Below are 26,920 nucleotides of genomic sequence, written 5' to 3' on the forward strand. Positions count from 1 at the left end.
CTGGTCCTCCTCGCCGCGTGCGAGAGGGCGGTTCGGGGCGTCCGGTGTTGCCTGCTCAGGGGCCGGCCGGCGCGGTGTACAGGGGAAGCCGCGGATCGACCGGCCGGCCGGGCCAGGTGTCGCGGATCCAGGCGTGGTCGGGGTGGTCGCGGATCAGCCAGGCCCGCTCGGTCCCCGGGCCGGCCATGACGTTGAGGTAGTACATGTGGTGGCCGGGCACGGCCATGGACGGGCCGTGCCAGCCGTCGGGGACGAGGACGACGTCCCCGTCACGGACCTCGGCCAGCACGTCCGCCCCCCGGCCCCGTCCCGAGGGGGAGACCCGCTGGTAGCCGAGGCCGGGCGTCGAGCCGTGGGCGGCGAACTCGAAGTAGTAGATCTCCTCCAGTTGCGACTCCTCGCCCGGCCGGTGCTCGTCGTGCTTGTGCGGCGGGTACGAGGACCAGTTGCCGCCGGGCGTGACCACCTCGACCGCGATCAGCTTGTCGCACTCGAACACCCCGGCCGCGCCGAAGTTGTTCACCTGGCGCGAGCAGTCGCCCGTCCCGCGCAGTTCCACCGGGACGGCGGAGGCGGGGCCGTACCGGGCGGGCAGCCGGAGGGAGCAGCGGGCACCGGTCAGTGCGAAGCGTCCGCCACCGGCGGAGGCGAGGGTCGCCCGGGCGTCGCGCGGCGCGTAGGCGAAGTCGCTCACGCCGCTGAAGACGTCCCGGCGGCCGGCCAGTTCGAACGAGTTCCGGCCGAAGTCGTCGCTGACGGTGACCGCGCAGCCGCCGGCCAGCGGGAGGACGATCCACTCGCTGTCGCCGGTGTCGAAGGTGTACGCGCCACCCGGCGGCAGGTCGAGGACCCGCAGGCGGGAGTGGCCCCAGCCGGCGCTCTCGGGCGTGATGTCGACGGTGTGGGGGCCGGCGGCCGCCGTGCCCGCGGGAAGGTGGTAGGTCATACGGTGCCTCCGGGTCACAACAGGCCGACGGCCGTGTCGACCGCGTCCGCGACACCGCCCCCGGCCGGGTGGGGCTGCGAGGGCCCCTCGCAGCTCCCCACCCGCGTCAGGGGTACCCGGCACCGCGGGGGGTATGGATCAACTCCGACACGGCTCATGGCGATCAGATCGAACATGCGCGACGCTCCTCGCTGCGGGGCGATGGCCCTGCCGCCTCCCAGGTGTAGGTGCCGGGGTCGACGCTGTCAATATTTTGTACTTACATTCGGACCTTTGGGTGAAAATATGTCCTGACAAAGTATTGACAGTGGGCATGCCAAGAGCTTGGATCCGGTCCCAGCGCACCAGCACGGCCGCGGCGGTCCCCACCCGCCGCGATTCCACCCTTGCCCCCGTCGCACAGTGAGGTGCCGGAGAGATGGATCGCTCTGCCCGTCCCGCACGTCCCCGCGGACTCGCCCCCGCGCTCGCCCTCGCCGCCGCGGCGGTCCTGACCCTGGCCGGCTGCTCCAGCGGTTCCGGTGGCAGGAAGTCCGAGGAGGGCGGTGCGGGCGCCTCCGCGGGCAAGGCCACCACGCCCCGCATGACCGTCGCCCTGGTCACGCACCAGTCGCCCGGCGACACCTTCTGGGACATCGTCCGCAAGGGCGCCGAGGCCGCCGCGGCCAAGGACAACATCAGACTGGTCTACTCCGCCGACCCGAACGCGGGCGGCCAGGCGAACCTGGTCCAGAACGCCGTGGACCAGAAGGTCGACGGCATCGCGCTCACCCTGGCCAAGCCCGACGCCCTGAAGGACGTCCTCGGCACGGCCCGGAAGGCCGGCATCCCCGTGGTCGGCCTCAACTCCGGGCTGAGCGAATGGAAGAAGCTCGGTCTGCTGGAGTTCTTCGGCCAGGACGAGACCGTGGCCGGCCGGGCCCTCGGCAGCCGGCTGAACCGGGCCGGCGCGAAGAACGCCGTCTGCGTCATCCAGGAGCAGGGCAACATCGGCCTCACCCAGCGCTGCGACGGTGTGCGCGGGACGTTCTCCGGATCCGTCGAGAACCTCTACGTCAACGGCGCCGACATGCCGTCGGTCAAGGCGACCGTCACCGCCAAGCTCAAGCAGGACCCCTCGATCGACCACGTCATCGCGCTCGGCGCCCCGATCGCGATGACCGCCACCCAGTCGGTCTCCGAGGCGGGCAGCAGCGCGAAGGTGGCGACCTTCGACCTGAACAAGGAACTGACCGGCGCGATCGCCGGGGGCAGCATCGAATTCGCCGTCGACCAGCAGCCCTGGCTCCAGGGCTACCTGGCGGTCGACGCCCTCTGGCTGTACCGGACCAACGGCAACTACCTGGGCGGCGGCGAGCAGCCGGTGCTGACCGGCCCGGCCTTCGTCGACAAGGGGAACGTCGACGAGATCGACGCCTTCGCCGCGAAGGGCACCCGGTGAGCAGTACGGCCCGTCAGGCCCCGCCGGCCCAGGGCGCACCGGTACCGGGCGACGGCGCGGACGGCCGGGCCCGGAAGCGCTCCACGGCGGTCGCCCTGCTGGCCCGGCCCGAGGTCGGCGTCCTCCTCGGAGCCGTGGCGGTCCTCGTCTTCTTCCTCGTGGCGGCCCCGGCCGTCCGCCAGGCCGGCGCGATGGCCACGATCCTCTACCAGTCGTCGACCATCGGCATCATGGCCCTGCCCGTGGCCCTGCTGATGATCGGCGGCGAGTTCGACCTGTCCTCCGGCGTCGCCGTGATCACCTCGGCGCTCACCGCGAGCATGCTGAGCTACCAGCTGACGGTGAACGTCTGGACCGGCGTCGCCGCCGCCCTGCTCGTGTCGCTGGCGATCGGTGCCCTCAACGGCTGGATGGTGGTCAGGACCGGGCTGCCCAGCTTCCTGGTCACCCTCGGCACCTTCCTGATCCTCCAGGGCGTCAACCTCGCCGTGACCAAGCTCGTCACCGGTAACGTCGCCACCGACGACATCAGCGACATGGACGGTTTCGGCCTGGCCCGGCAGATCTTCGCCTCGTCGTTCGCCGTCGGCGGGGTCCGGGTGAAGATCACCGTGGTGTGGTGGCTGCTCTTCGCGGCGCTGGCCACCTGGGTGCTGCTGCGCACCCGGTTCGGCAACTGGGTCTTCGCGGTCGGCGGCGCCCGGGAGTCCGCCCGCGCCGTCGGCGTCCCGGTGGACCGCACCAAGATCATCCTGTTCACGGCGGTCGGCTTCGGCGCCTGGTTCGTCGGCATGCACAACCTGTTCTCCTTCCGCACCGTCCAGTCCGGCGAGGGCGTCGGCCAGGAGCTGATCTACATCGCCGCGGCCGTCATCGGCGGCTGCCTGCTCACCGGCGGCCAGGGCTCCGCCGTCGGCCCGGTCTTCGGCGCCTTCATGTTCGGCCTGGTGAACCAGGGCATCGTCTACGCCGGCTGGAACCCCGACTGGTTCAAGGCCTTCCTCGGCGCGATGCTCCTGGGCGCCGTCCTCGTCAACCTGTACGTCCGGCGCACGGCCACCCGGAGGTGACGCCATGACCACCGACGCCATCGGCACGCACGGCGCGGCCGGGAGCACACCCCCACCGGGCCCGGCACCCCTGGCCGAACTGCGGGGCGCCGGCAAGTCCTACGGCGCCGTCCGCGCCCTGTACGGCGTCGACCTCGCCGTCCGCCCCGGCCGGGTCACGTGCGTCCTCGGCGACAACGGCGCCGGCAAATCCACCCTCATCAAGATCGTCTCGGGGCTGCACCGGCACACCGAGGGCACCTTCCTCGTCGATGGCGCCCCGGTGCGCTTCCGCAGCCCCCGCGACGCCCTCGACCGGGGCATTGCCGCCGTCTACCAGGACCTGGCGACCGTCCCGCTGATGCCGGTGTGGCGCAACTTCTTCCTCGGCTCCGAGACGACCAAGGGCCCCCGGCCCTTCCGCCGCCTGGACATCGCGGCGATGAAGAGGACGGCCGACCGCGAACTGCGCGGCATGGGCATCGTCCTCGACGACCTCGAACAGCCCGTCGGCACCCTCTCCGGCGGCCAGCGCCAGTGCGTCGCCATCGCCCGCGCCGTCCACTTCGGCGCCCGCGTCCTCGTCCTGGACGAACCCACCGCAGCCCTCGGCGTCAAGCAGTCCGGCGTGGTGCTCAAGTACATCGCCGCCGCCCGCGACCGCGGCCTCGGCGTCGTCCTCGTCACCCACAACCCGCACCACGCCCACCTGGTCGGGGATCACTTCAGCGTGCTGCGTCTCGGTACCCTCGAACTCTCCGCCGACCGCAGCGAGGTGAGCCTTCAGGAGCTGACGCACCACATGGCCGGCGGAGCCGACCTCGCCGCCCTCGAGCACGAACTGGCCCAGGTCCACCACGCCGGCGCCGAGGAACACCCCGAGGGGGACCTCTCAGCGCCGGTGACGACGCGCACCGAGGAAGGAACGCCCTGACATGCCCGCTGCCCTCGACCGAATCCGGGTCGGCTCCGCCCCCGACTCCTGGGGCGTCTGGTTCCCCGACGACCCGCGGCAGGTGCCCTGGGACCGCTTCCTGGACGAGGTCGCCGAGGCCGGCTACGAGTGGATCGAACTCGGACCCCACGGCTACCTGCCCACCGACCCCGCCCGGCTCGCCGACGAGGTGGCCCGCCGGGGCCTGAAGGTCTCCGCCGGCACGGTCTTCACCGGCCTGCACCGCGGACCGTCGGTGTGGGAGTCCACCTGGGAACACGTGCGCCGGGTCGCCGCCCTCACCCGCGCCATGGGTGCCCGGCACCTCGTCGTCATCCCCTCCTTCTGGCGCGACGACAGGACCGCCCGGATCCTGGAGCCACCGGAGCTGACGGCCGAGCAGTGGGCCCACCTCACCCGGGGCACCGAGCGCCTCGCCCACCGCGTCAGGGAGGCCTACGGCCTGGACATCGTCGTCCACCCGCACGCCGACACCCACCTCGACACCGGGACCCACGTCGAGCGCTTCCTCGACTCCACCGACTCCGACCTGGTCAACCTCTGCCTGGACACCGGGCACTACGCCTACTGCGGCGGCGACAGCGTCAAGCTGATCGAGACCTACGGCGAGCGCATCGGCTACCTGCACCTCAAGCAGGTCGACCCGGAGATCCTCGCCGACGTGGTGAAGAACGGGATCGCCTTCGGGCCCGCCGTGGCGCGCGGCGTGATGTGCGAACCGCCCTCCGGGGTGCCGGCGCTGGAACCCGTCCTGACCGCGGCCCAGGCGCTGGGAGTGGAACTGTTCGCCATCGTCGAGCAGGACATGTACCCCTGCGCCCCCGACCGGCCGCTGCCGATCGCCGCACGCACCAGGAGGTTCCTGCGCTCCTGCGGGGCCTGAGGAACTCGTTCCGCAAATGGCCACCACACCTTCATCTCCGCTCCGGTGGCCGTTGGCCGGCCGTTCCCCCGGCAGCCATCCGGCGATCCGACGATCCTGCCCCGCTACCGCAGGAGAACCGGGTGGCCACACCAGAGACCCACAGACCCCCTCACCGCCGGGAACCACGACTGAGGATGGCCGGGCCCGCGCCCGCGCCGCCCCGGCATCCATGGCGGCGGTTACTGCCGCTGGCCGCGGCCCTGGCCGTCGTCGTCTGCGGCGGGCCCGTCGTGGCCACCGAGCGTGTCGCGCTGCCGTTCCAGCGCGTCGTGACCGTCGAGGCCGCGATGGGCTCCAAGTCTGACTACTTCGAGGATCCCGAGGTCCGGCGGCTGCTGATGCGACACGGCATCCGGGTGCACCTCACCCGGATGGGCTCGCGCGACATCGCCCACCGGACCTACACCGGCTTCGACGTCGTCTTCCCCTCGGGACAGCCCGCGGCCGACAGCATCGCCCGCCGCCGTGCCGCCGAAGGACGCCCCGCGACGGCGTACCGGCCCTTCGTCAGCCCGATCGTGCTCGGCACCTACCGTGAGTACGCCGAGACACTGACGGACGCCGGCATCGCCACCCCGATGCCGGCCGCCTCCCCCGGCACGCCGACGCTGTACTACCGGCTCGACATGAGGAAGTTCCTCGACGCCACCGCCGCGGGCAGGCGCTGGAAGGACCTCGGCATCGAGGACCACGGCCTGCACAACGACAACCGGGTGCTCGCCCAGACCTCCGACATCTGCGAGTCCAACTCCGCGGGCACCTACCTCGGCCTGGTGTCCTACGTCGACCACACCGTGGGCAAGGACCGCGGGAAGGGCGAGATACCGCAGACGCCCGCCGCAGCCGAGGAGTTCGGCCGCGACATCACGATGCTCCTGAACGACCAGGGCATGCCGGCCTCCGAGAAGAACGAGACGTACGTGTCCGCCGAGGGCAAGAGCATCGCCCCCGTCGCGGTCATCTACGAGCACCAGTTCCTCGCCCACCAGATCCGGGCCACGGCCAGGACCGGCCGGGTCGACGCCGAACGCGTCCTGCTCTACCCCTCGACCCGCTTCTTCACCGAGCCGCGGTTCATCGCGCTGACCGCGCGGGGCGAGCGGCTCGGCGAGCTGATGTCCGGCGACGGCGCGCTGCGCGAACGGGCCAGGGAACTCGGTTTCCGGGTACGCGAGCAGGGCCGCGGGGACGGGCACGGCACGTTGGAGGACCATCTCAGGGCCCGGCACGTCCAGGTGCCGACGCTGTCCGCCGACGACACCAAGGCGGTGCTGCCCCGCCTCGACCTGTTCGAACGGATGGTTGAGGTCGTCGGTGGCTGCGACCCGCTCCCGGGGCCGGCGACCGCCGACGGGGAGGCCTCGTGAGCGCACGCCGGTCCCCGCCCCTCGCGCTGTGCCTGGTCCTCGTCGCGGTGTTCGCCTCCCTCACCGCCTGCTCCGGCGACGGCGGCGGGACCACCACCCTGCACGTCCTCGCCAGTGACGAATTGGCCGACATGGAGCCGGTGCTGACGCGGCTGCGCGAGGACACCGGCGTCCGGCTGGCGATGCACTACCGGCCCACCAACGACGCCTCCGACACGCTCGTCACCGGCCGCCACTCCTACGACCTGGCCTGGCTCTCGTCCGACCGCTACCTCAGACTCCGCCTCAAGGGCCGGGGCGGCGCGGGCTCGCCGCCCCCCGCCGTGCAGAGCACCTCGATCATGCGGTCCCCGGTCGTCGTCGGCCTCACCCCCGATGTCGCCCGGCGGCTGCACGCCGGCGTACCCGGCAGGCGTCTGTCCTGGGCGGACATCGCCGACGCCGCCGCCACCGGCACCGTCCGCTTCGGTATGGCCGACCCGCGGCACACCAACAGCGGCCTCGCCGCCCTGGTCGGCGTGGCGACCGCCGCGTCCGGCACAGGCGGCGCGCTGCGCCCGCAGGACGTCGGCTGCGACCGGCTGCGCGGCTTCCGCTCCGGGCAGGCGCTCACCGCCGGCACCTCCAGCGCCCTCCTGGACGACTTCGCCGCACATCCCGGCCGCACCAACGCGCTGATCACCTACGAGTCCGCGCTGCTCCGGCTGAACGCCTCGGGACGGCTCGCCCAGCCGCTGGAGATCGTCCACCCGGCCGACGGCATGGTGCTCTCCGACTACCCGCTGCTGCTCCTCGACACCGCTCGCCGCGCCGCCTACGACAAGGTCGTCGGATGGCTCACCGCGGCCGGCCACCAGCGCGAGATCATGCGGGAGACGCTGCGCAGGCCCGTCAGTACAGCCGTGCGGCGGGACGACCGGCTTGCCTCGCCCGTCGGCAACGCCCTGTACTTCCCCGACGATCCGGCCGTCCTGGACCGGCTGCTGGCCGACTACGGAGACCCGGGAGCAGGCACCGCCGATCAGGTGATCTTCCTGCTGGACTTCTCCGGCTCCATGCGCGGAGCCCGCACCGACGCCCTGAGGGCGGCCTTCGCCTCCCTCAGCGGCGCGGACACCTCGTCGACGGCCAAGTTCGTCCGCTTCCACCTGGGGGAGCGCCTCACCGTCGTGCGCTTCGGCGGCCGTCCTCTCGACGAGCGGACGGTCACCGTACGCGGCCCGCGGGACCTGGAGGCGCTGGAGGAGTACGTCGCCGGGGGCGGATACGACGGCTCGACCGCGATCTGGTCCGCTCTCGACCACGGGTACCGCCGAGCCCAGCAGGCGGTGCGGGACGACCCGGCGCGCACCGTGTCCATCGTGCTGATGACCGACGGCGAGAACAACGCGGGCCTCGGCCCCGCCGCGTTCGCCGAGCGGTACCGCGCCCGCCCGGCCGCCGCCCGAGCCGTGCCCACCTACCCGGTCCGGTTCGGCGGGGCCGACGCCGCCGAGCTGCGCCAGGTCGCGTCGCTGACCGGTGGGCGCATGGTCGACGGGCACGCGACGTCCCTGTCCGCTGCGTTCAAGGAGATCCGTGGCTGTCACTGAGGGCGCGTGGTGGAGTGCGCACTGGGGCTGGATGGTGTGGTGGCTGCTGGGAGCCGCCGGTCTGCTGACGCTCGCCGGGCTCGCGACGTGGCGGCTGGTGGGCCGGTCAGCGCCGGAGGGTGACTGGGCGGTGGACCGGTACAGCCCGCTGTACCTGGACAACGAGGCCGTCATCGACCAGTACAAGCTGGGCAGCCAGCGGGCGGCGCTGAGGCAGGAGGTGGAGGAGCGGCGCAGCCGCACCTTCGGCTGGCTGGCCTGGCTGCCGTTCCTGTCCGGGAGCGGCGCGCACGGCAAGAGCGGTCAGGACATGTTCGTCAAGTACGTCGAGGAGAAGGAGCCGATCTCCGTCATCGGCATGCTCATGTCCGCCTTCAAACGGGCGGACGCCCTCGTGGAGGTGGACATGGGCGAAGGCACCCTCGTCCCCAACAGGCGGCTGATCAGCCGCTTCGCCGGACGCATCCAGGCCGGCGAAGCCGTCGACGTCGCTCTCACCGACCTCGGCGCCTTCGTCATGATCGAGGGGCAGTTCAAGGCGGAGGACGGCGATGGCGAGACGCTGGTGATGCGGGCCCCGTACGGCGGCGGCCCGCCGCGCGCCCACGTGCTGGTGGTCCTGCGCCGCGACGGCCTGCGCCGCCCCGACAAGCAGCTCCCCAAGGGCGTCTTCCGCGCCCACTGCCTGGGGAAGGTGACGAGTTGGGACCCGGACACCAGGGAGACGATCGTGGAGCGCCCGCTGGCGGTCTTCCAGTGACCCCGTGCGGTCACCGGACGGACCGCGGACACCCGGGCGGGCCCGCCGGCCCGCGCCGCCGGACCCGGCACCCCGCCGAGGCACCGCCCGCCCCGGGGCCCACCGGGAGGTGCGTCGCGCTCCGCCCCGCGGCGCACCCCCACCGGAAGCCGCGACCTACCGGGCGGTCCTTCCCGGGCACGGCACCGGCCCCGGAGCCGCGTACGCTCCTGCCATGGACCTGCCCGCCGTACGCCTGGAGGCGCCCGCCACCTCCACCGCTCCCGCTCTCCTCCTGCGCCCCTGGTGCCTCGCGGACGCCGCAGACCTGGCCGCGCTCGGCCGGGACGACGCCCTGCGCCGCTGGACCGGCTTCCCCGTGGAGGACGGGACGAGCGCGGAGCGCTGGCTGCAAGAGCAGATCCACGGCCGGGAGACGGGCCACCGGTTCGCGTTCGCCGTGACGGAGCCTCCCACCGGCGGCGCGCGCGGCCACCTGGTCGGGCACGTCGTCCTCAAGTACGGCACCCCCGGTCTGCCCGTCGCCGAGGTCGGCTACTGGACGGCCGCCCCCGCACGCGGCCGGCACGTCGCCTCCCGGGCGCTGCGGGCGCTCACCGTGTGGGCCTTCGACGCCTTCGGCGCCGAGGGGCCGGCCCGCCTGGAACTGGTGCACCAGGTGGACAACGCGGCCTCCTGCCGGGTCGCCCGCGCCTGCGGGTACGACCTCGTCACGGTGCTGCCCGCCGTGCCGCCCGCCCACCCCCTCGACGGCCACCTGCACGCCCGCACCGCCCCCGCGCGGTAGTCAGCGCGACCGCACCTCCGCCGGTGTCACCGGCCGGTGCTCGTGCAGCGACCGCGTGCAGGCCTCGGCGATCCAGCCCGCCTCCAGGGCGTCCTCCACGGTGCACGGGGAGGGGCGGGTGCCGGCGACGACCTCGGTGAAGACGGCGAGTTCGGCACGGTAGGCGGCGGCGAAGCGGTCCAGGAAGTACGCGTGCGGCGGGCCGGCCGGGAACGAGGTACCCGCTTCGGCCGAGCGCAGCGGCAGCCCGTCGTCGAGGCCGACGGCGAGGGAGTCGGCGAACCCGTGCAGCTCCAAGCGGACGTCGTAACCACGCCCGTTGTGCCGCGAGTTGGACACCACCGCGAGGGTGCCGTCGTCCAGGGTGAGGAGCGCGCCGGTGGTGTCGGCGTCGCCCGCCTCGGCGATGTAGCCGGCGCCCCGGTTGCCGCCGACGGCGTACACCTCGGCGACCTCGCGCCCGGTCACCCAGCGGATGCTGTCGAAGTCGTGCACAGCGCAGTCGCGGAAGATCCCGCCGGACGCGGCGATGTACGCCGCGGGCGGTGGCGCCGGATCGAGCGTCGTGGACCGCACGGTGTGCAGCGTGCCCAGTTCACCGGCGCGCACGGCGGCGCGGGCGGCGCGGAACCCGGCGTCGAAGCGGCGGTTGTAGCCGATCTGGACCGCCACCCCGCGATCCTGGACGGCCTTCAGCAGCTCCGCGCCCCCGGCCATGGTGCGGGCCACGGGCTTCTCGCAGAACACGGGCACGCCCGCGTCGACGCCCGCCCGGATCAGCGCCGGGTGCGCATCGGTCGCCGCGGCCACGACGATGCCGTCCACACCGGACGCCAGCAGGGCCCCGGGCGTGTCCACGACCTCGGCACCGAAGCGCTCGCCCGCGGCCCTGGCCGCGTCGGTGAGCGGGTCCGTGACGACGAGCGACTCGACGGCTTCGAGCCTGGCGAGGGTGGCGGCGTGGAAGGCGCCGATCCGGCCGAGGCCGAGGATTCCGATACGCATGCTGCTCCTTGGACGCGCGGGTGCGGACGGTTCTCCAGGGGCGTCGCACCGGGACCGCCGGGACACGCCCGCCCCAGTCCATCACCCGGCCGGCGGCCGGGCCGTCCCGGTCCGGCCGCACGGCGAGGACGCGGGCGGTGATCTCCTCCGGCCGGACGATTCCGCCCGCCCGCGTACGCGCCGCGGGCCGTTGTGGCGGCCGGGCCGTTGCGCGGTCCGGCCGTCCCCCGGTCGTGCGGCGGCCCGCCGATCGTCCCCGGGTACGCCGCACGGCGCGGCGCCGGACGGGACACGCCGTCCCGGGCCCGCCGTCGCGGGACGTGCCGGCACGGGGCGGGCGCGGCACGATGACACACCGGGCCCAGCGCTGCCATTCTTGTCCTGACAAATCCGTCGAGCATCCGGCGGAGAGCCGTCACGACCCCCGGGAGGAGCCGGCTCATGGGCCTTCTCTTCCTCCTCCGCGAGAGCGTGCGCCGGGCGGGCCCGGGCGGGACCTGCGCCGATCGGGCGGCGGGCGCCGCGGCCGGCCCCCCGCCGCGGCACGGGCACCGCCCGTCCGCCGGCCCCCACCGCGGACAGCGCCCGGACGCCCGCGGGGCCTGCCGGTCCGTACTGCGCGACCACGCCGTACCCCCACCCGCGGAGCCCGGGCCGCCGTCCGTGATCCGGGCGGCGGCACCCGTCACCCGCGTGGCGGACGGGGCGGCGCCGGGCCGGAACGGCGGGCCGAGGAGGCCGGGATGAGCGGGCGGACCGAGTACGTGGAGATCGAGGGCGTCCCGTTCGCGGTGACACTGACCCGGCGCGGCACGACCGGGCTGCTGGCTCTGCACGCCGACAACGAAGGCGGGACGGGCGAACTCGCGGAGTCGGTGGCCGAGCGCTGCGGTGCCACCAGCCTGGTCTTCAGGCAGCCCGGCGTCCGCGACCCGGTGCACCTGCCCTCCCCCCGCATGGCGGTCGGCCACTGCGAGCTGCTGCAGGCGTTCCTGGCGCACGTCTCGGTCACCGTGTCCCTCCACGGCCATCTGCGCAGCAGCGCGCCGCGCACCGTGTTCCTCGGCGGTCGCAACCGGTCCGCGGCGCGCCGGCTCGCCTACGCACTGCGCACGCTGCGCCCGGAGTTCCGGACGGTCACGGACCTCGGCGCGATCCCGGTGGCGTTGCGCGGGCTGCATGCCAGGAACCCGGTGAACCTGACCCGGGGCGGCGGGGTCCAGGTCGAACTCCCGCTCCTGGCCCGCGCCTCGGGCCCGCTGGACGTCCCGCCGCGACGCGTCGCCGACGCGCTGGCGGCGGGGGTGCCCCTGCTCACGCTCACGGCCCGAGGCTGACCCACGTGCCCTGGGCCGCCGAGCGCGCCGTCGCGCCCACCGCCGCGGCGCTGTGCACGGCGTCGTCGAGGGCCGTGCCGTACGGGGTGCCCTCCTCGACCGGGCCGGTCAGAGCCCGCCACGCATGATCCGGGGTGCGGGGCGCCGTTGCCGTTGCCCCTCCGCTCACTGGTTGATCACATACGCCTTGCGGAGCGTCTCGTGCACCGTCCACGTCGTGCGGTCGCCCGCGCGCAGGACCGCCATGTCCCCGGGGCCGACGTGCAGCGTGGGCCCGCCCTCGACCTCGACCGTCGCCGACCCGCTGACGACGACGAAGACCTCGTCCGCCTCGGTGTCGGTCACCACGCCGGGCGTGATCTGCCAGATGCCGCGGATCTGCCGGCCGTCCGCCGACTCCCCCACCACCTTCCCGGTCACCTCGGGCGTGCCGGAGACGATCTGTGCCGGGTCGAGCGGTTCGGCGTCGAGAGCGGCGTCGGGGATGTGCAGGGCGAAGGCGTGGTTCATGGGGCGAACCTAACCGGGATCCACCCGCTCCCGCCGTGGACAGTGTGTGCGGTTCGGGCCCCGCGGACCGGACACACCGTCGCACCCCCTCGTTCCCGCACCGCCGCGGACATCACGCCCCGCCGCTCACCGGACGGCCCTGGAGGGCCGCGTGCCTGCCGTCGCCCTGCCGCCGAAAGGCGCCCGAACGCCGGCCGCCGGACCGGCGATGACACGACCCCTGCCCCCAGCGGGACCCCCAGCGCGCGGCACGCGCCAACGTCGGTGCTCCGGTGAGGGCACACGTTCCCGTGCGGTAGGGTTTACCTGCGTGATCGCGCGGGTGCACCGTGCGAGACGTATCGGGACGTGGCGCAGCTTGGTAGCGCACTTGACTGGGGGTCAAGGGGTCGCAGGTTCAAATCCTGTCGTCCCGACTCGAAAGAGTCGCGGTTGAGGGTCGGCTTCGGAGGATTCCGGAGCCGGCCCTCGGTCGTTCTCGGGGGCCGCTGGCCCTGTCCGGCACCGGCGCGTGACGAGCATCGGGCTCGGCAGGGACCGCGGGGCGCGCAACACGCTCGGATGCGCCGAGGGCGACGCGCCAGCGGTCGTGTGCGCTCGTACACGTCCGGGTGCGGGTGGCGCCGGACGGTGGTCAGCGGTCCGTGGCCGGCGATCCTGCGCGGGACGCGGACCGGAACTCCTGCTCCGGCCAACCACGTCGGGACGGTGTGCCGCAGGTTGTGCCGTGCGTGCGCTGAGCGCCGGGTGCGAGTGGCTGTCCGTGTTCCCGCTGCCCGCCCACGCGCCCGACCTCAACCCCGTCGAGTGGGTACGGGCACACGTCGAGCGCGGCCCGGCCGGACTCGCCGTCCTCGCTCTCGACCGGCTCGAAGCCCTCGTCCGCAACCGGCTCGAACGCCTCCGGTACCGGCCCGGCAGCCCCGACGGCTTCACCGCGGGCACCGGCCTGTCCTCTCGAACCCCGCGGCACCTTGACGAGCCGCAGCCAGTAAATTTGAAGGATGCATTGACTGTGCACGAAGCTCATCAGCCGCAGGAGCCGCAGTGATCTTGCCATACGCTGACGCGATCCAGCAGCTGGTCGACTCGCTCGCCACGCGGATCCACCGGTCGGTCGCCCTGGACGACGAGCGCGGCAGCCTCGTCGCCTGCAGCCGTCACTTCGGCGACGAGGACAGGCTCCGTGTCGAGGTGGTGCTCTCCCGGCGTTTGCCGGCCCGCGTCGCGGAGTATCTCAACAGCTTCGGCATCGCCACCTCTGACAAGCCCGTGTCGATTCCTGCCAGCCCCTCGCTCGGGCTCAAGGCCCGGCGATGCTATCCAATCCGTGATCGTGGACGGCTGCTCGGCTACGTGTGGCTGATCGGTGATCACGCGGAGCGCTTCGACGAGGTGGTGGGGGAGTGCGTGGTCCAGTTGTCGGGGCGGCTGCGGGAACGGTCGCTGCAGGTGGCCGGGGAGGAGAGGCAGCGCCGGGCGTTGGCGGCCGATCTCCTGCGTGGAGCCGAGGACTCCGCTCGTGCCGCGGGGGACATGGTCAGCCAGGGGCTCGTCGGCGCCGAGGACGAGATCGTGGTCATCGTGGCTGACGCGACCACGGACCCCGAGGTGGTTGCGGAGTCGATCGACGAGGCGACCGGTCGGGGCGGCCGCGAGGAGTCGGCCGTCCGAGCACTCGCCAGTGTGGTGGAGGATCACGGTGTCGTCCTCGTCGCCGGCCGAAACAAGGTGGAACGCGAAGCGGCGCGGTTGGCCGAGGCGGTCCGGAGGGGAGCGCGGGGGCGGGGCACGGGGAGTGGGGCCTTCGTCGGGTTGAGCAACGCCGGCCGACTTGATCGAGCTCCCGACCTGTTGCGTCAGGCTGTGCTGGCCGTGTTCGCCGCTGCCGAGTTGCCGGAGTTCGCCCCGGTGCTGTCCTGGCGGGATACCGGCGTCTACGGCCCGCTCATGCTTGCCGCGGTGGATTCTCCCGACATCGTCGTACCGCCGGAGATCGCTGAACTCAGCGCCCATGGACGTACGGATTCCCTGGCCCGCACCGCAGAGGTGTTCCTGGACGCCGCCGGGGACACCTCGGCCGCGTCCGAGCAGCTGATGATCCACCGCACCACGCTCTACTACCGGCTGGCCCAGGTGGAGAACAGGACCGGGTGGGACCTGAAGAACGGCCGTGACCGGCTGACCTTGCACCTGGGGCTGAAACTGCAGCGCCTCCTCGACAGCGGCATCCCGGCTTTCCTACGAGGAGAGGAAGAGCGCCGGGGGAGTTCCTCACACGTGGCGAAGCCGACGGGGGCCGGTCGGCCGGAGACTTCCCAGCACCTCGGACGGCGCCCGCCGCCGGGGTGAGGACGAGAGTCGAAGGAGCCTCATGACCGTCCCCACTGACCGACGGTGTGTCGCAGACCAGCTGAAGATCGGCTCGGAGCTGCTCTATCTGACCCGGCAGGATGTCGAAGGCCTGGCACTGACGCGGGAGGACATCCTGGAGCTGACCCGCCAGGCCCTGGTCGAGCACGGGCATCGCCGTTACGAGATGCCCGCCAAGATCGGTGTCCACCCGTACGACAACGTCTTCTACCACGCCATGCCGGCCTACCTGCCAGGGCCGGGCATCGTGGGCATGAAGTGGATCGAGTGCTACCCGGACAACCCGCGCACGTTCGGCCTTCCGCAGACCACGGGGCTGCTCGTGCTCAACGACGTGGACACCGGTGTGCCGATGGCCGTGATGGACTCGGCCTGGCTGACCGCGATGCGTACCCCCGCGGTGACGGTGCTGGCCGCCGCGGCGCTGCACCCCGACGCCACCACCTTCGGGATGTTCGGTTGCGGCGTGCAGGGAGTAGAGCATGTCCGCTACGCGGCCCTGGCGCTGCCCAGGCTGAAGAACGTCTACGTCTACGACACCGACAAGGCCGCCGCGGACGCCTTGATCGCCATGCTCCAGCCGGAACTGGATCTGCGTATCGTCATGGGCGAGTCGCCCGAGGCGGTCACCAAGAGCGCAGAGGTGCTCAGCTCCGCGACGGTCATCCTGCGGGAGCCGCTCGCGGTGGTGAAGGACGAGTGGGTGACCGCCGGCCAGACCATCCTGCCGTGCGACCTGAACACCTTCTGGGATCCCCGCACCGCCCTGCGCGCCGACAAGTACATCGTCGACAGCATCGAGGAACACCAGTTGTTCGCGTCGATGGGGTACTTCCCCGACGGCCTGCCCGAGGTTGCCGCCGAGACCGGTGAGGTGCTGGCCGGGGTGAAGCCCGGCCGTGAGAGGGCCGAAGAGATCATCGTCAACAGCAACATCGGCATGGCCGTCTGCGACATCGCGGTGGGCCACGCGATCATGCACCGTGCGCTCGGGCGCGGCGCCGGGGTGCGGCTGCCCCTGTGATCTCCCTTCACCGCGGATGCGGGTGACCGGCCGTGGTGGAGGGGCCCAGGGCGCCAACGCGATCCGAACCGCCGAACCACCGGAACCCGCGTGAGGCGCCACGGAAGGAAGCTGTCACCCAGTCCCCGCCCACGCCGGCCGTCATGCTCCCGGGGCCGTCGTCCCGATGCGGTGGGCTCCGGAGACCCGGGGCCCGACCCTTCACGCATCTGCTGCCGTGCCCGACCCGGTGGTCCCCAACGTCGGATCGCGCTCGTCACGGCCGCTGCCCTGGCGGCGTCCACGGATACCACCCGGCTCGGTGCTGTTTCCGGTGCCGGGAACGGATCGAGGCGGACTCTGCGATGTGAAGACCCTGACGAGTGAGAATTCCTTTTCTTCCCGGTCAGAACTGCCGTACTACTGCGCTTTGTGAAGGCGCCCCTGGTCGGATGGCGTTGCCGACGCTCTCGGAGATTGGCCCGTGACAGGGGCAAATCTGTTGATCGATTTGCGCAATGGGAATTCCGGAGGATTCAGCCTGCAGGCGCACATGAAGATTCAACGGGGATGGTTCTGAATTCAATGCGGTCTCCGTACTCCAGCACATTCATTTTCCGGGTCGGCGAGCAACAGCTCCGTGGAGCCGTGCTCGCGGTCGGAACCTTCAACAGGAGTCAAGAATGGAAAATCTGACCAGACGCCTTGGTGCGGGCATCGCACTGACCGGTGTCGCGCTGCTCTCCGCCTGCGGCGGCAACGGCTCGTCGGGGGGTGACGACGGCAGCGGACCGATCAGGATCGGTGTGAGCGCGCCGCTGTCGGGTGACTCCGCGGCCGCCGGCACGGACATCGTCAACGCCGCCAAGCTCGCGGTGGAGAAGATCAACAAGGAAGGCCTCCTCGGCGGCCGGAAGGTCGAGATCGTCCAGGTCGACGACGCCTGCGACGCGCAGACCGGTACCGCCGCGATGCGGAAGCTGCTGACACAGAAGGTCGTGGCCGTCGCGGGCGGCTACTGCTCGGGCGCCGTCATCCCCGAGACGATGATCACCGACAGGGCCGGCATTCCCTTCATCGCCGACGCCTCGACCAATGTGGAGATCACCGAACGGGGCCTGAAGCATGTCTTCCGCACCATCGGCCGCGACGACAAGCAGTCGGAGTTCGCCGCCAGGTACATGGTGGAGTACCTGAAGGCGGACAACGTCGCCGTCATCCACGACAACACGGCCTACTCGAAGGGCCTCGCCGAGGCCACCAAGGACACCGTCAGGAAGCTCGGCGCGAAGACCGTGTTCTACGACGCCATCACCCCCGGCGCCAAGGACTTCACCTCCTTCCTGACCAAGGCCAAGAGCACCAGGCCCCAGGCGATCTACTTCACCGGCTACTACGCCGACGCGGGGCTGCTGCTCAAGCAGGCCGACGAACTGGGCATCGACGTCCCGATCATCGGCGGTGACGCCAACCAGGACCCGACCGTCATCAGGACCGCCGGCAGGGCCGCCGAGGGATTCACCACCACGACCGCTCCGCTGCCGGACTTCATCAAGTCGACCGCCGACTTCGTGTCCGCCTACAAGAGCGAGTACGGCACCGAACCCGGACCGTACGCGCCGTACGAGTACGACGCGGTCAACGTGCTGGCGGACGCCATCGCGCGGGCCGGATCAGCGGATTCGGAGAAGGTCACCGAGGCACTGCACGCCACGAAGGACTACGCGGGCGTCACCGGCCCGATCAACTTCGACGAGAAGGGCGACCGTGTGCATCCGGTCTATGTGACCGCGGTCGTCGAGGGCGGCGTGTTCGTTCCCGGCAAGAAGCTCGACGAGTCGGGCAACTGGGTCGACGCGAAGGGCTGAACGGACACCGTGAACGACTTCCTCCAGTACACCCTCAACGGCCTGACGGTCGGAGCGTTCTACGCGCTGGTCGCACTGGGCTACACGATGGTGTACGGCATCATCCGGCTCCTCAACTTCGCCCACGGCGACTTCTTCATGGTGGGAGCCTTCCTCGCCACGGGCGTGCTCAGCCTGTTGACGGGCAGCGGTCTGCCGTCCGGCCTGGTCGTCGTGGTCGCGCTCGTCGCGGCCACGGCGGCGGCCGCCGCACTCGGCGGCGTCTCCGCCCGCATCGTCTACCTCCCCCTCGTCAAGGCCCCGAAGCTGTCGCTGCTCGTCTCCGCGCTCGGACTCTCGCTCGCCGTCGAGTACGGGACGGCGCTGTCGCAGGGAACCGGCTTCAGGAGCGTTCCGCACATCGGTTTCCTCTCCGCCGAGCACGCGGTCGGGCTGACCGACGGTGTGCGGCTGACGTACGCGCAACTGGGTGTCATCGGCGTCAGCCTGGCGTTGATGATCGGCCTGTACCTCTATGTCACGCGCACGTTCACCGGGACCGCCATGCGCGTCCTTGCCATGGACCAGGACGCCGCGCGGTTGATGGGAGTGAACGTCGAGCGCACGATCATGATGACGTTCGTCATCGGTGCCGGGCTCGCCGGCACGGCGGGCACCATGTACGCCCTGTACTACCCCCAGGTCAACTTCCTGATGGGCTTCCTGCTCGGCCTGCGCGCCTTCACCGCCGCCGTCCTCGGCGGCATCGGCAACATCCCCGGAGCCATGGTGGGCGGTTTCCTCATCGGACTGCTGGAGTCCTACGCCACCGGCTACGTGGCCGGGCGGTGGACCGACGTGGTCGTCTTCGGCGTGCTCATCGGCGTACTCGTCATACGGCCGAGCGGGATCCTCGGCGAGCGCGTCGCGGAAAGGGTGTGACAGACATGCGCGGAATCAGCGGACTCACCGGGCTGCTCGAATCGGCACGCGTGAAGATCCCCTCTCTTGCCGTGTTCGCCGTCGTACTGCTCGCCTTCCCCGGCATCGCGGACGAGTACTGGACGGACGTCGGCGTCAAGGTGCTGCTGTACGTCGTTCTCGGCCTCGGCATCAACGTCGTGGTCGGCTACGCGGGCCTGCTGGACCTCGGCTACTCGGCGTTCTTCGCCGTGGGCGGCTACACCACCGCGATCCTCGTCGGCAACTACGGCGTCAACTGGTGGCTCACACTGCCGGTCGCGATGCTCGTCGCCGCCATCGGCGGCTACCTCATCGGCTACCCGACACTGCGGCTGCGCAGCGACTACCTGGCGATCGTCACCCTCGGCTTCGGCGAGATCGTGCGGGTGACCGCCAACAACCTCGAGTTCACCGGCGGGCCGGACGGCGTCATCCTCCCCTTCCGCCCCGTGCTCTTCGGCTACGGGTTTGCCGGCACACAGAGCATGTACTACCTCGTGCTCGTGATCGCCGTCGTCGTGGGGCTGGGCACCACCAGCCTCACCCGCTCGAAGATCGGCCGCTCGTGGGAGAGCGTCCGCGAGGACGAGCGGGTCGCCGAGGCGGTGGGCGTGCCGTCCATCCGGGTCAAGGCGCTCGCCTACGTCGTCGGCGGCGTGATCGCGGGCGTGGCCGGGGCCTTCTTCGCCACCTACATCGGCATCGTCAGCCCCACCAGCTTCACTTTCCTCACCTCGGTGCTCATCCTGCTGGTGGTCCTGATCGGCGGGCGCGGCAGCCTCGTCGGGGTGTTCCTCGGCGCGCTCGTCGTCCAGGGCACGCCCGAAGTACTGCGGAGCATCGGTGACGAGTGGCGGATCTTCCTGTTCGCGGTGGTCCTCATCGTGCTGATGTTCGTCCGGCCGCTGGGGCTGTGGCCGGCGCGCACCAGACGTGGGGCACGGCTCGCACCGTCCGCCGAGGAACCGCCGCTGCCCGAGGTCCCGGTGGCGCCCGGGGAACCGCTGCTCGACGTACGCGGTCTGACGATGCGGTTCGGTGGCCTGCTGGCGCTGAACGATGTGGACATCACCGTCGGGCGCGGCGAGGTCCTCGGCGTCATCGGGCCCAACGGCGCCGGCAAGACCACCGTGTTCAACTGCGTGACCGGTGTGGTGCGGCCCACGGCCGGGAAGGTCGTCCTCGGCGGTGAGTCGCTGATCGGCCGACGCCCTCACCAGGTCGTACAGCGCGGCATGGCCCGCACCTTCCAGGGCGCGCGCCTGTTCTCGGACATGAGCGTCGTCGAGAACGTGCTCGTCGGCATGACAGCCCGGATGAACAGCGGCGTGCTGACCTCGCTGCTGCGCCTGCCGGCTCAGCGCAGGGAGGAACGGCGCGCCGGACGGCAGGCCCGCTACTGGCTTGAGTTCGTGGGCCTGTCCGACAAGGCCACCCGGTTCGCCCGCGAACTGTCCTACGGCGACCAGCGCCGTCTGGACATCGCACGCGCGCTGGCGAGCAACCCGCTGGTGCTCCTGCTGGACGAGCCCGCAGCCGGTATGAACCCCAGTGAGAAGGCCGACCTCATGGAACTCATCGGCCGGATCCGGGACCGGAGTGTCACCGTTGTCCTCATCGAGCACGACATGGCCTTCGTGATGGGCCTGTGCAAGCGGGTGATCGTCATCGAGACCGGTGCCAAGCTCACCGAGGGATCGCCGGACGAGGTCCAGCAGGACCCCAGGGTGATCGAGGCATACCTCGGCGTGGACGAGGACGACGAGGACGACGAGGGCGACGAGGTTGCCGACGGCGACCTCGACGCCGGTCCGGACGACACCACCGCCCCGACTCTCACGAAGGGCCTGTGAGATGGCACTGCTCGAAGTCACCGGCCTGGACGCCTCCTACGGCGCGATCGAGGCCTTGTCAGGGGTCTCTCTGCGGGTCGAACCCGGGGAGATCGTGGCGATCCTCGGCGCGAACGGCGCCGGCAAGACGACGCTGCTGCGCACCCTCACCGGCCTGCACCGGGCGAAGGCGGGCACGGTCCTCCTCGACGGTCAGGACATCACCCGCCGCAGGGCGCACGACATCGTGGGCATGGGCTTCGGCCACGTCCCCGAAGGGCGCCAGGTGTTCGCCGCGCTGGAGGTCGACGGCAACCTGACGATGGGCGGCTACCAGTCCCGCAAGGACCCCGCGGCACTGGCGGAACGGCGCCTGCAGGTGTACGGGCTCTTCCCGCGCCTTGCCGAGCGGCAGGGCCAGCTCGCGGGCACGTTGTCCGGTGGTGAGCAGCAGATGCTCGCGATCGGCAGAGCCCTGATGAACGCGCCGCGGTTCCTTGCCCTGGACGAACCCTCGCTCGGTCTGTCCCCGCTGTTCACCCGCAACATCTTCAAGATCGTGCGGCGGATCCGGGAGCAGGGCACAGCCGTGCTGCTGGTCGAGCAGAACGCCCGCCAAGCACTGCGGCTCGCCGACCGGGCGTATGTGCTGGAGACCGGACGGGTCGCGCTGGAGGGCCCGGCGGCCGAGCTGGCCGACGACCCACGGGTGAAGGCCGCCTACCTGGGCGGCGCCCCGGCGGAACCGTCGCCCACGGGCCCGGTCGCCGGCACCTCCGACAACGGCGGGAAGGGCGCCGACGGTTCCTGACCGCCACGGACACCGGCGGGCGTGCCTGACAGGACCTGGTCAGGTACGTCCGCCGATGGCGTGTCGCTTTGCTGGCAGGCGAGTTGACGGTACCGGCACGTCCGGGAACCGGGCGTGGCCGGAGCCGGCGATGCTCCGCGTGTGGCGGATGCCGGTGGCGGTGACGCAGTCGCCCCAGCCGGTCTTCCCCTCGAACACGGTCAGCCTCCTCAGGTGCCGTCGGAAGGACCTGACACGGCGCACGATCAGCCGTGTCCCCTGCGGCCGGCCCTCACGGGCGTTCACCCCGGTCGACGGACATTCCCCTCGAACCGCGCCGGCAGCGGACAGGCGCCCCACCGTGTGCCCGGCTGCCGTGGCCGCGGGGTCATCCGACGATGTCTCTCCAGAGGGCTTCGACGCCCGGGTCGTCCGAGGGGACGGCCGCGGTCTGGGCCGACAGGAGTCTGCCCGTGGCTTCCAGATGGGCCCGCATGCGGGCGCCCGCCGTCGTCCCGTCACCTGCCGCAATGGCGTCGAGCACCGGGCGGTGCTCCGCGGCGACGGCGGGCAGGGAGCGGGCCGCCGTCGTGGTGCCCGGTCCGATGAGGCGGGTCCTCTCCCGGAGGTCGCGGACCACGGCGGCCGCCTGGCTGTTGCCCGCAGCCGTGAGGATCGTGTGGTGGAAATCCTGGTCGTGGGCCCAGAACGACGGTTCGTCCCATGAGGCCGCCGCCTTCTCCATGGCTGCCATCGTCTGCCGGAGCCGCTCCGCCACCGCCGGGTCGCGGCGGGCGGCGACCCTGGCCGCGGCCGCTGGCTCCAGTGCCAGGCGGATGGCGAAGATCTCCACGATCTGCCGGGCAGAGGGCACGGTGACGCGGAAGCCCCGGTTGCGCTCGAAGCCGACCAGCCCGGCCGCCTCCAGCTTCAGCAGTCCGTCGCGTACCGGTGAGCGGGAGATGCCCAGCGCCTCGGCCAACTGGTACACCGAGTACAGCTTGCCTGCGCGCAGTTCGCCGCAGCGGACCATCTGCTGCACCTTCTCGATGACCTCGTCGGTGAGCGTACGGCGTGTGCCGATCCGTTCCTCGGTGCGCAGGGTGTCGGGCATGGCGCCATCCTACGGGAGAAGGTATCGGCGATGGGTCACATGTAGCATGTTACCTGTGACTAACCCGCGCCCCTCCCATCCCACCGGTGCCGCACTGCGCCGCCGGCTTCTCCGCGCCGGGCTCCGCGACGTCCGCGTCGACGACACCACCCGCGCCGCCTACTCCTCCGACGCCTCGCTCTACCGTGTGCTGCCGGCCGCCGTCGCCTTCCCGCGCGACGACGCCGAGGTCGCCGCTGCCGTCCATGCCGCCCGCGTCCTCGGCCTCGGCGTCACCGCCCGCGGCGCCGGTACCTCCGTCGCCGGGAACGCCATCGGCCCCGGACTCGTGCTGGACTTCTCCCGCCATCTCGACGCCGTTCTCGCCGTCGACCCCGAGGCCCGCACCGCACGCGTCCGGCCCGGCGTGGTGCACGCGTCGCTGCAGCACGCCGCCGCCCCGCACGGACTGCGCTTCGGCCCCGACCCCTCGACCCACACCCGCTGCACCATCGGCGGAATGATCGGCAACGACGCCTGCGGGTCCCGGGCCCTCGGCTACGGCCGCACCGCGGAGAACGTCGAAGCCCTCACCCTGATCACCGGCACCGGCGAAGTGCTGCGCACCAGCCGCCTGGACAACACGCACACTGCCGACGGCTGCCCCACCCAGCAGCGCGAACTCAAGGCGCTCGTCGCCCGCGCCCTGGAGCCGGTCCGCACCGAACTCGGCCGCTTCCACCGTCAGATATCCGGCTACGCCCTGCACCAGCTCCTCCCCGAGAACGATTTCGATCTCACCCGCATGCTGGTCGGCAGCGAGGGCACTCTCGGCATCGTCACCGAAGCGACCGTGCGGCTGGTACGTTCCCCCGCCCACCGCGTGCTGGTGACGCTTGGCTACCCCGACATCGCCACGGCCGGCGAGGCCACCGCCCTCGTCCTGCCGTATCGACCGATCGCCTGCGAAGGGCTCGACTCCCGCATTGTGGACGTGGTCCGCGAGCGCAAGGGCCCGGCCGCCGTCCCCGACCTGCCGCGCGGCGCCGCCTGGCTGCTCGTCGAACTCGCCGGGGACGACCGCGCCGAGCTCCTGGAACGCGCCGCGAAACTGGCGGCCGGCGCCTGCGCGCTGCGGCACCGCATCGTCGCCGATCCCGCCGAGCAGGCCGCGCTCTGGCGAATCCGTGAGGACGGCGGGGGACTCGCCGGCCGCGCGCCGTCGGGCCGCCCCGCCTGGGCAGGGTGGGAGGACGCTGCCGTGCCGCCCGCCGAACTCGGCGGCTATCTGCGTGCCTTCGACGCCCTGCTGGCCGAGCACGGCCTGACCGCCATGCCCTTCGGCCATTTCGGCGAGGGCTGCATCCACGTGCGGCTGGACTTCCCTCTCGACCGCCCCGACGGCCCGGCCGCCTTCCGTCGCTTTCTCACCGATGCCGCGGACCTGGTCGCTGCGCACGGCGGCACCCTGTCCGGCGAGCACGGTGACGGCCGGGCCCGGGGCGAGCTGCTGCCGCGCGTGTACTCGCGACGCGTGCTCGACCTCTTCGCCGAGGTCAAGTCGGTGTTCGACCCGGACGGCATCCTCAACCCGGGTGTGCTCATCGACCCCCGCCCGCTCGACGCGGATCTGCGCGTGCCGACGGCACGGCCGCCCGAGCAGCCGCCCGCCCTGCTCTACCCCGCCGACGACGGCGACTTCTCCGCCGCCGTGCACCGCTGCACCGGCGTCGCCAAGTGCCGCACCGTCGCGAGGGGACCGGGCACGGTGATGTGCCCCTCCTACGCCGCCACCCGCGAGGAGAAGGACTCCACCCGAGGCCGGGCCCGTGTGCTCCAGGAGATGCTCAACGGCGAACTGATCGGCGGCTGGCGCTCACCTGCCGTGGCCGATGCGCTGGACCTCTGCCTGGGGTGCAAGGGCTGCGCCTCGGACTGCCCGACCGGCATCGACATGGCCGCGTACAAGGCCGAGGCCCTGCACCAGAAGTACCGCTGCCGGCCGCGGCCCCGCTCGCACTACACCCTGGGGCGGCTCCCGATGTGGGCGAAGCTCGCCGCCCGGGCGCCCCGACTGGTCAACGCTCTCCTGCGGACGCCGGGGCTGCGGCACGTCGCTCTGGCCGGTGCGGGCGTCGACGCCCGGCGCGGTGTCCCCGCTTTCGCCCGCACCACCGCCCGCGCCGCCGCCCGGAAGAACCCGCCGGACACGGCGAACACCGACGGCCGTCCCGTCGTGGTCTTCCTCGACAGCTTCACCGAGCACTTCGCCCCCGAGGTCGCCGAGGACGTCCTCGCCGTGCTCGTAGACGCCGGCTACACCCCCACCCTCACCAGCGAAGAGGTCTGCTGCGGCCTGACCTGGATCTCCACCGGACAACTGGACGAGGCCCGACGCCGCCTCGCCCGCTCGGTCGCCGTCCTGGACGCCGCCGCCCGCGCGGACGTGCCCGTGGTGGGCATCGAGCCGTCCTGCACCACCGCGCTCCGGCACGACGCGGTCGAACTGCTCGGCACCGACGCCGCCCGGCGGGTGGCCGCGGCGATGCGCACCCTCGCCGAACTGCTCGTCGCGGACAGCGGCTGGACCCCGCCCGACCTCACCGGCCTGGAGGTGGTCGCCCAGCCGCACTGCCACCAGCACGCCGTCGGCGGCTGGGACGCCGAGGCCCGGCTGCTCGCCGACGCGGGCGCGCGAGTGCGACGGGTCGGCGGCTGCTGCGGGCTCGCCGGGAACTTCGGCGTCGAGCGCGGCCACTACGACGTCTCGGTGGCGGTCGCCGAGCAGCAGCTGCTGCCGGCGCTGGACGGGGCCGGCCCGGACGCGGTGTTCCTGGCCGACGGCTTCTCGTGCCGCACCCAGGCCGCCGACCTGCGCGACCGCACCGGATTCCACCTGGCCCAGCTGCTGCGCGGCGCCGCCCGCGGCGACCTGCCCGCACCGGCGGCTCCGCCGGCGAACCCGGCTCGTTAGAGCGCCGGACCGTTCGGACGCCCCGGCGTGGTCCGTCCGCCCTGTCCCCCTCGGAGCTCCTTCCCTCTCGGGACACCGAGAGCCCTGCTGCCGCATGCCTTCCGGGACATAAGCATCGCTGATGGTCACCTGCGACAACCGTGTGCTGGGCCCCCTGTCCCGGCCGGTACGAGACGGCAATCATGAAAGCTCTCGCCGAACGCCCGAGGAGTGTGCAACCTTGCCGAACGACACCTTCGACCTCATGGACGAATGGGGCCCGGAGAAAGTGGTCTGTGTCTCCGACCGCCGGACGGGGATGCGGGGCGTCCTGGTCCTCGACAACACCGCACGTGGCATGGGCAAGGGCGGCACGCGGATGAGTCCCGGCCTGCGCGTGCTGGAAGTCGCGCGGCTGGCACGGGCCATGACCTGGAAGTGGGCCGCGGTCGACCTCTTTCACGGAGGGGCGAAGGCGGGCATCCTCGGTGACCCGAACTCCCCGGACAAGGAACGCGTCCTGCGCGCCTTCGCACGCGCCCTCTCCAACGAGGTGCCCAGCGAGTACGTCTTCGGCCTCGACATGGGCCTCAACGAGACCGACGCGGCGATCTTCCTGGACGAGCTGGGCGACCGCGGCGCCGCCGTCGGTCTGCCGCGCGCGCTCGGCGGCCTGCCCTACGACGAGCTGGGTGTGACGGGATACGGCGTCGCGGAGGCCACCGACGCCGCCGCCCAGAGCATCGGGATGACCGTCGCCGGCGCCCGCGTCGCACTGCAGGGCTTCGGCGCCGTCGGCCTGGCCACCGCACGCCGACTGGCCGAGTTGGGCGCGGTCGTGGTCGCCGTGTCCACCGCGCGCGGCGCCGTCCTCGACCCCGGCGGGCTGGACATACCCCGGTTGGCGGAGCTGCGCGCAGTCCACGGCGACGACTGCGTGCTGGAGTACGGCGGCGCCGTCGGCACCGATGCCGTGCTCACCGCCGACGCCGACATTCTCATCCCGGCCGCGCGCGAGGACGTCATCGACAAGGACCGGGCCGGCACCACCTCCGTACGCCTCATCGTCGAGGGTGCCAACCTGCCCACCACCCCGGCCGCGCGTGACGTGCTGCACCAGCGCGGCATCGCCCTGGTACCCGACTTCATCGCCAACGCGGGCGGCATCGTCGCCGCCGCACACTCCATGGACGCCCGCTACTCGCCCTTCACCGTCGACCCCGACGACGTCTTCCCCATGATCTCCGCCAAGATGCGCGCCAACGCCGCCACCGTGCTCGCCGAGAGCGCGCGGCACGACGTACCCGCACACCACGCCGCCCAACTGCTCGCCCAGGAGCGGGTGCGCGAGGCGATGCGGCTGCGCGGCCAGTACGACCCCGGAAGGTGAAA

23 protein-coding genes and 1 tRNA gene are annotated in these 26,920 nt (G+C 72.1%); 19 read left to right on the top strand and 5 right to left on the bottom strand.

The window, feature by feature from the left end:
• Positions 1-55: 55 nt before the first annotated feature.
• Positions 56-946: a 5-deoxy-glucuronate isomerase gene (gene iolB, locus I3F54_RS22785; RefSeq protein ID WP_240120704.1), complete on the bottom strand. Its 891-nt coding sequence runs from the start codon at positions 944-946 to the stop codon at positions 56-58.
• Between the two features lie 418 nt (positions 947-1,364).
• On the opposite strand from iolB, the gene I3F54_RS22790 reads away from it, so the two are divergent.
• The 8 genes from I3F54_RS22790 (at position 1,365) to I3F54_RS22825 (ending at position 9,822) form a co-directional block, all read left to right on the top strand.
• Positions 1,365-2,387, top strand: coding sequence for a substrate-binding domain-containing protein (locus tag I3F54_RS22790; RefSeq protein ID WP_240120705.1), 1,023 nt, complete (start codon positions 1,365-1,367; stop codon positions 2,385-2,387).
• A complete protein-coding gene (locus I3F54_RS22795; RefSeq protein ID WP_240120706.1) occupies positions 2,384-3,457 on the top strand; it encodes an ABC transporter permease in 1,074 nt (357 codons plus the stop codon). The genes I3F54_RS22790 and I3F54_RS22795 overlap by 4 nt, the downstream gene beginning before the upstream one ends.
• Before the next feature lie 4 nt (positions 3,458-3,461).
• Positions 3,462-4,370, top strand: coding sequence for an ATP-binding cassette domain-containing protein (locus I3F54_RS22800; protein WP_240120707.1), 909 nt, complete (start codon positions 3,462-3,464; stop codon positions 4,368-4,370).
• A 1-nt stretch (position 4,371) separates the two neighbouring features.
• Positions 4,372-5,274: a sugar phosphate isomerase/epimerase gene (locus I3F54_RS22805; protein WP_240120708.1), complete on the top strand. Its 903-nt coding sequence runs from the start codon at positions 4,372-4,374 to the stop codon at positions 5,272-5,274.
• 176 nt (positions 5,275-5,450) lie between these two features.
• Positions 5,451-6,683 (top strand): hypothetical protein, encoded by a 1,233-nt coding sequence (locus tag I3F54_RS22810; RefSeq protein ID WP_240120709.1) that lies wholly within the window; start codon positions 5,451-5,453, stop codon positions 6,681-6,683.
• Positions 6,680-8,275, top strand: coding sequence for a VWA domain-containing protein (locus tag I3F54_RS22815; protein WP_240120710.1), 1,596 nt, complete (start codon positions 6,680-6,682; stop codon positions 8,273-8,275). Before I3F54_RS22810 ends, I3F54_RS22815 begins: the two co-directional genes overlap by 4 nt.
• Positions 8,262-9,035 (top strand): hypothetical protein, encoded by a 774-nt coding sequence (locus I3F54_RS22820; RefSeq protein WP_240120711.1) that lies wholly within the window; start codon positions 8,262-8,264, stop codon positions 9,033-9,035. Before I3F54_RS22815 ends, I3F54_RS22820 begins: the two co-directional genes overlap by 14 nt.
• Positions 9,036-9,249: 214 nt before the next feature.
• The gene (locus I3F54_RS22825; protein ID WP_240120712.1) at positions 9,250-9,822 is read left to right on the top strand and encodes a GNAT family N-acetyltransferase; all 573 of its coding nucleotides are present in this window, start codon (positions 9,250-9,252) and stop codon (positions 9,820-9,822) included.
• Here the strand turns inward: I3F54_RS22825 and I3F54_RS22830 are convergent, their stop codons facing one another.
• Positions 9,823-10,827, bottom strand: a complete 1,005-nt coding sequence (locus tag I3F54_RS22830) for a Gfo/Idh/MocA family oxidoreductase (RefSeq protein ID WP_240120713.1) — start codon at positions 10,825-10,827, stop codon at positions 9,823-9,825.
• A 743-nt stretch (positions 10,828-11,570) separates the two neighbouring features.
• Here I3F54_RS22830 and I3F54_RS22835 point away from each other — a divergent pair.
• Positions 11,571-12,164 carry a poly-gamma-glutamate hydrolase family protein gene (locus I3F54_RS22835; protein WP_240120714.1) on the top strand — a complete coding sequence of 198 codons (594 nt, stop codon included), beginning with the start codon at positions 11,571-11,573 and terminating at the stop codon, positions 12,162-12,164.
• On the opposite strand, the gene I3F54_RS22840 is transcribed toward I3F54_RS22835, so the two are convergent.
• Positions 12,148-12,333: a hypothetical protein gene (locus I3F54_RS22840; protein ID WP_240120737.1), complete on the bottom strand. Its 186-nt coding sequence runs from the start codon at positions 12,331-12,333 to the stop codon at positions 12,148-12,150. The genes I3F54_RS22835 and I3F54_RS22840 overlap by 17 nt on opposite strands.
• The gene (locus I3F54_RS22845; RefSeq protein WP_240120715.1) at positions 12,330-12,674 is read right to left on the bottom strand and encodes a cupin domain-containing protein; all 345 of its coding nucleotides are present in this window, start codon (positions 12,672-12,674) and stop codon (positions 12,330-12,332) included. Before I3F54_RS22845 ends, I3F54_RS22840 begins: the two co-directional genes overlap by 4 nt.
• 342 nt (positions 12,675-13,016) lie before the next feature.
• Here I3F54_RS22845 and I3F54_RS22850 point away from each other — a divergent pair.
• The 8 genes from I3F54_RS22850 (at position 13,017) to I3F54_RS22885 (ending at position 21,503) form a co-directional block, all read left to right on the top strand.
• Positions 13,017-13,090: transfer RNA gene (locus I3F54_RS22850), tRNA-Pro, on the top strand.
• A gap of 311 nt (positions 13,091-13,401) precedes the next feature.
• A complete protein-coding gene (locus tag I3F54_RS22855; RefSeq protein WP_240120716.1) occupies positions 13,402-13,725 on the top strand; it encodes a transposase in 324 nt (107 codons plus the stop codon).
• 2 nt (positions 13,726-13,727) lie between these two features.
• On the top strand, positions 13,728-15,026 hold the full coding sequence (locus I3F54_RS22860) for a CdaR family transcriptional regulator (RefSeq protein WP_240120717.1): 1,299 nt from the start codon (positions 13,728-13,730) through the stop codon (positions 15,024-15,026).
• Between the two features lie 22 nt (positions 15,027-15,048).
• The gene (locus I3F54_RS22865; protein ID WP_240120718.1) at positions 15,049-16,071 is read left to right on the top strand and encodes an ornithine cyclodeaminase family protein; all 1,023 of its coding nucleotides are present in this window, start codon (positions 15,049-15,051) and stop codon (positions 16,069-16,071) included.
• 662 nt (positions 16,072-16,733) lie between these two features.
• On the top strand, positions 16,734-17,918 hold the full coding sequence (locus I3F54_RS22870; RefSeq protein ID WP_240120719.1) for a branched-chain amino acid ABC transporter substrate-binding protein: 1,185 nt from the start codon (positions 16,734-16,736) through the stop codon (positions 17,916-17,918).
• 9 nt (positions 17,919-17,927) lie between these two features.
• Entirely contained in the window at positions 17,928-18,839 is a 912-nt protein-coding gene (locus I3F54_RS22875) for a branched-chain amino acid ABC transporter permease (protein WP_240120720.1), read from the top strand.
• Between the two features lie 5 nt (positions 18,840-18,844).
• Complete coding sequence (locus I3F54_RS22880) at positions 18,845-20,713, top strand: ATP-binding cassette domain-containing protein (protein WP_240120721.1); 1,869 nt, start codon at positions 18,845-18,847, stop codon at positions 20,711-20,713.
• A 1-nt stretch (position 20,714) separates the two neighbouring features.
• A complete protein-coding gene (locus I3F54_RS22885; protein ID WP_240120722.1) occupies positions 20,715-21,503 on the top strand; it encodes an ABC transporter ATP-binding protein in 789 nt (262 codons plus the stop codon).
• Between the two features lie 367 nt (positions 21,504-21,870).
• On the opposite strand, the gene I3F54_RS22890 is transcribed toward I3F54_RS22885, so the two are convergent.
• A complete protein-coding gene (locus tag I3F54_RS22890; protein WP_240120723.1) occupies positions 21,871-22,596 on the bottom strand; it encodes a GntR family transcriptional regulator in 726 nt (241 codons plus the stop codon).
• A gap of 46 nt (positions 22,597-22,642) precedes the next feature.
• Between I3F54_RS22890 and I3F54_RS22895 the strand changes: the two genes are divergently transcribed.
• Both I3F54_RS22895 and I3F54_RS22900 read left to right on the top strand, forming a co-directional pair.
• Positions 22,643-25,549, top strand: a complete 2,907-nt coding sequence (locus I3F54_RS22895) for an FAD-binding and (Fe-S)-binding domain-containing protein (RefSeq protein WP_374205954.1) — start codon at positions 22,643-22,645, stop codon at positions 25,547-25,549.
• A gap of 220 nt (positions 25,550-25,769) precedes the next feature.
• Complete coding sequence (locus I3F54_RS22900; protein ID WP_308373810.1) at positions 25,770-26,918, top strand: Glu/Leu/Phe/Val dehydrogenase dimerization domain-containing protein; 1,149 nt, start codon at positions 25,770-25,772, stop codon at positions 26,916-26,918.
• Positions 26,919-26,920: the final 2 nt, after the last annotated feature.

It is taken from the genome of Streptomyces sp. MUM 2J (assembly GCF_022414535.1).
Lineage (GTDB): Bacteria > Actinomycetota > Actinomycetes > Streptomycetales > Streptomycetaceae > Streptomyces.

Bases quoted from the DNA above. Each gene is read 5' to 3' on its own strand.
- I3F54_RS22880 (WP_240120721.1), top strand. From the start codon at position 18,845: ATGCGCGGAATCAGCGGACTCACCGGGCTGCTCGAATCGGCACGCGTG.
- iolB (WP_240120704.1), bottom strand. From the start codon at position 946: ATGACCTACCACCTTCCCGCGGGCACGGCGGCCGCCGGCCCCCACACC.
- I3F54_RS22885 (WP_240120722.1), top strand. From the start codon at position 20,715: ATGGCACTGCTCGAAGTCACCGGCCTGGACGCCTCCTACGGCGCGATC.
- I3F54_RS22865 (WP_240120718.1), top strand. From the start codon at position 15,049: ATGACCGTCCCCACTGACCGACGGTGTGTCGCAGACCAGCTGAAGATC.
- I3F54_RS22870 (WP_240120719.1), top strand. From the start codon at position 16,734: ATGGAAAATCTGACCAGACGCCTTGGTGCGGGCATCGCACTGACCGGT.
- I3F54_RS22805 (WP_240120708.1), top strand. From the start codon at position 4,372: ATGCCCGCTGCCCTCGACCGAATCCGGGTCGGCTCCGCCCCCGACTCC.
- I3F54_RS22825 (WP_240120712.1), top strand. From the start codon at position 9,250: ATGGACCTGCCCGCCGTACGCCTGGAGGCGCCCGCCACCTCCACCGCT.
- I3F54_RS22845 (WP_240120715.1), bottom strand. From the start codon at position 12,674: ATGAACCACGCCTTCGCCCTGCACATCCCCGACGCCGCTCTCGACGCC.
- I3F54_RS22835 (WP_240120714.1), top strand. From the start codon at position 11,571: ATGAGCGGGCGGACCGAGTACGTGGAGATCGAGGGCGTCCCGTTCGCG.
- I3F54_RS22895 (WP_374205954.1), top strand. From the start codon at position 22,643: ATGTTACCTGTGACTAACCCGCGCCCCTCCCATCCCACCGGTGCCGCA.
- I3F54_RS22890 (WP_240120723.1), bottom strand. From the start codon at position 22,596: ATGCCCGACACCCTGCGCACCGAGGAACGGATCGGCACACGCCGTACG.
- I3F54_RS22830 (WP_240120713.1), bottom strand. From the start codon at position 10,827: ATGCGTATCGGAATCCTCGGCCTCGGCCGGATCGGCGCCTTCCACGCC.
- I3F54_RS22790 (WP_240120705.1), top strand. From the start codon at position 1,365: ATGGATCGCTCTGCCCGTCCCGCACGTCCCCGCGGACTCGCCCCCGCG.
- I3F54_RS22800 (WP_240120707.1), top strand. From the start codon at position 3,462: ATGACCACCGACGCCATCGGCACGCACGGCGCGGCCGGGAGCACACCC.
- I3F54_RS22810 (WP_240120709.1), top strand. From the start codon at position 5,451: ATGGCCGGGCCCGCGCCCGCGCCGCCCCGGCATCCATGGCGGCGGTTA.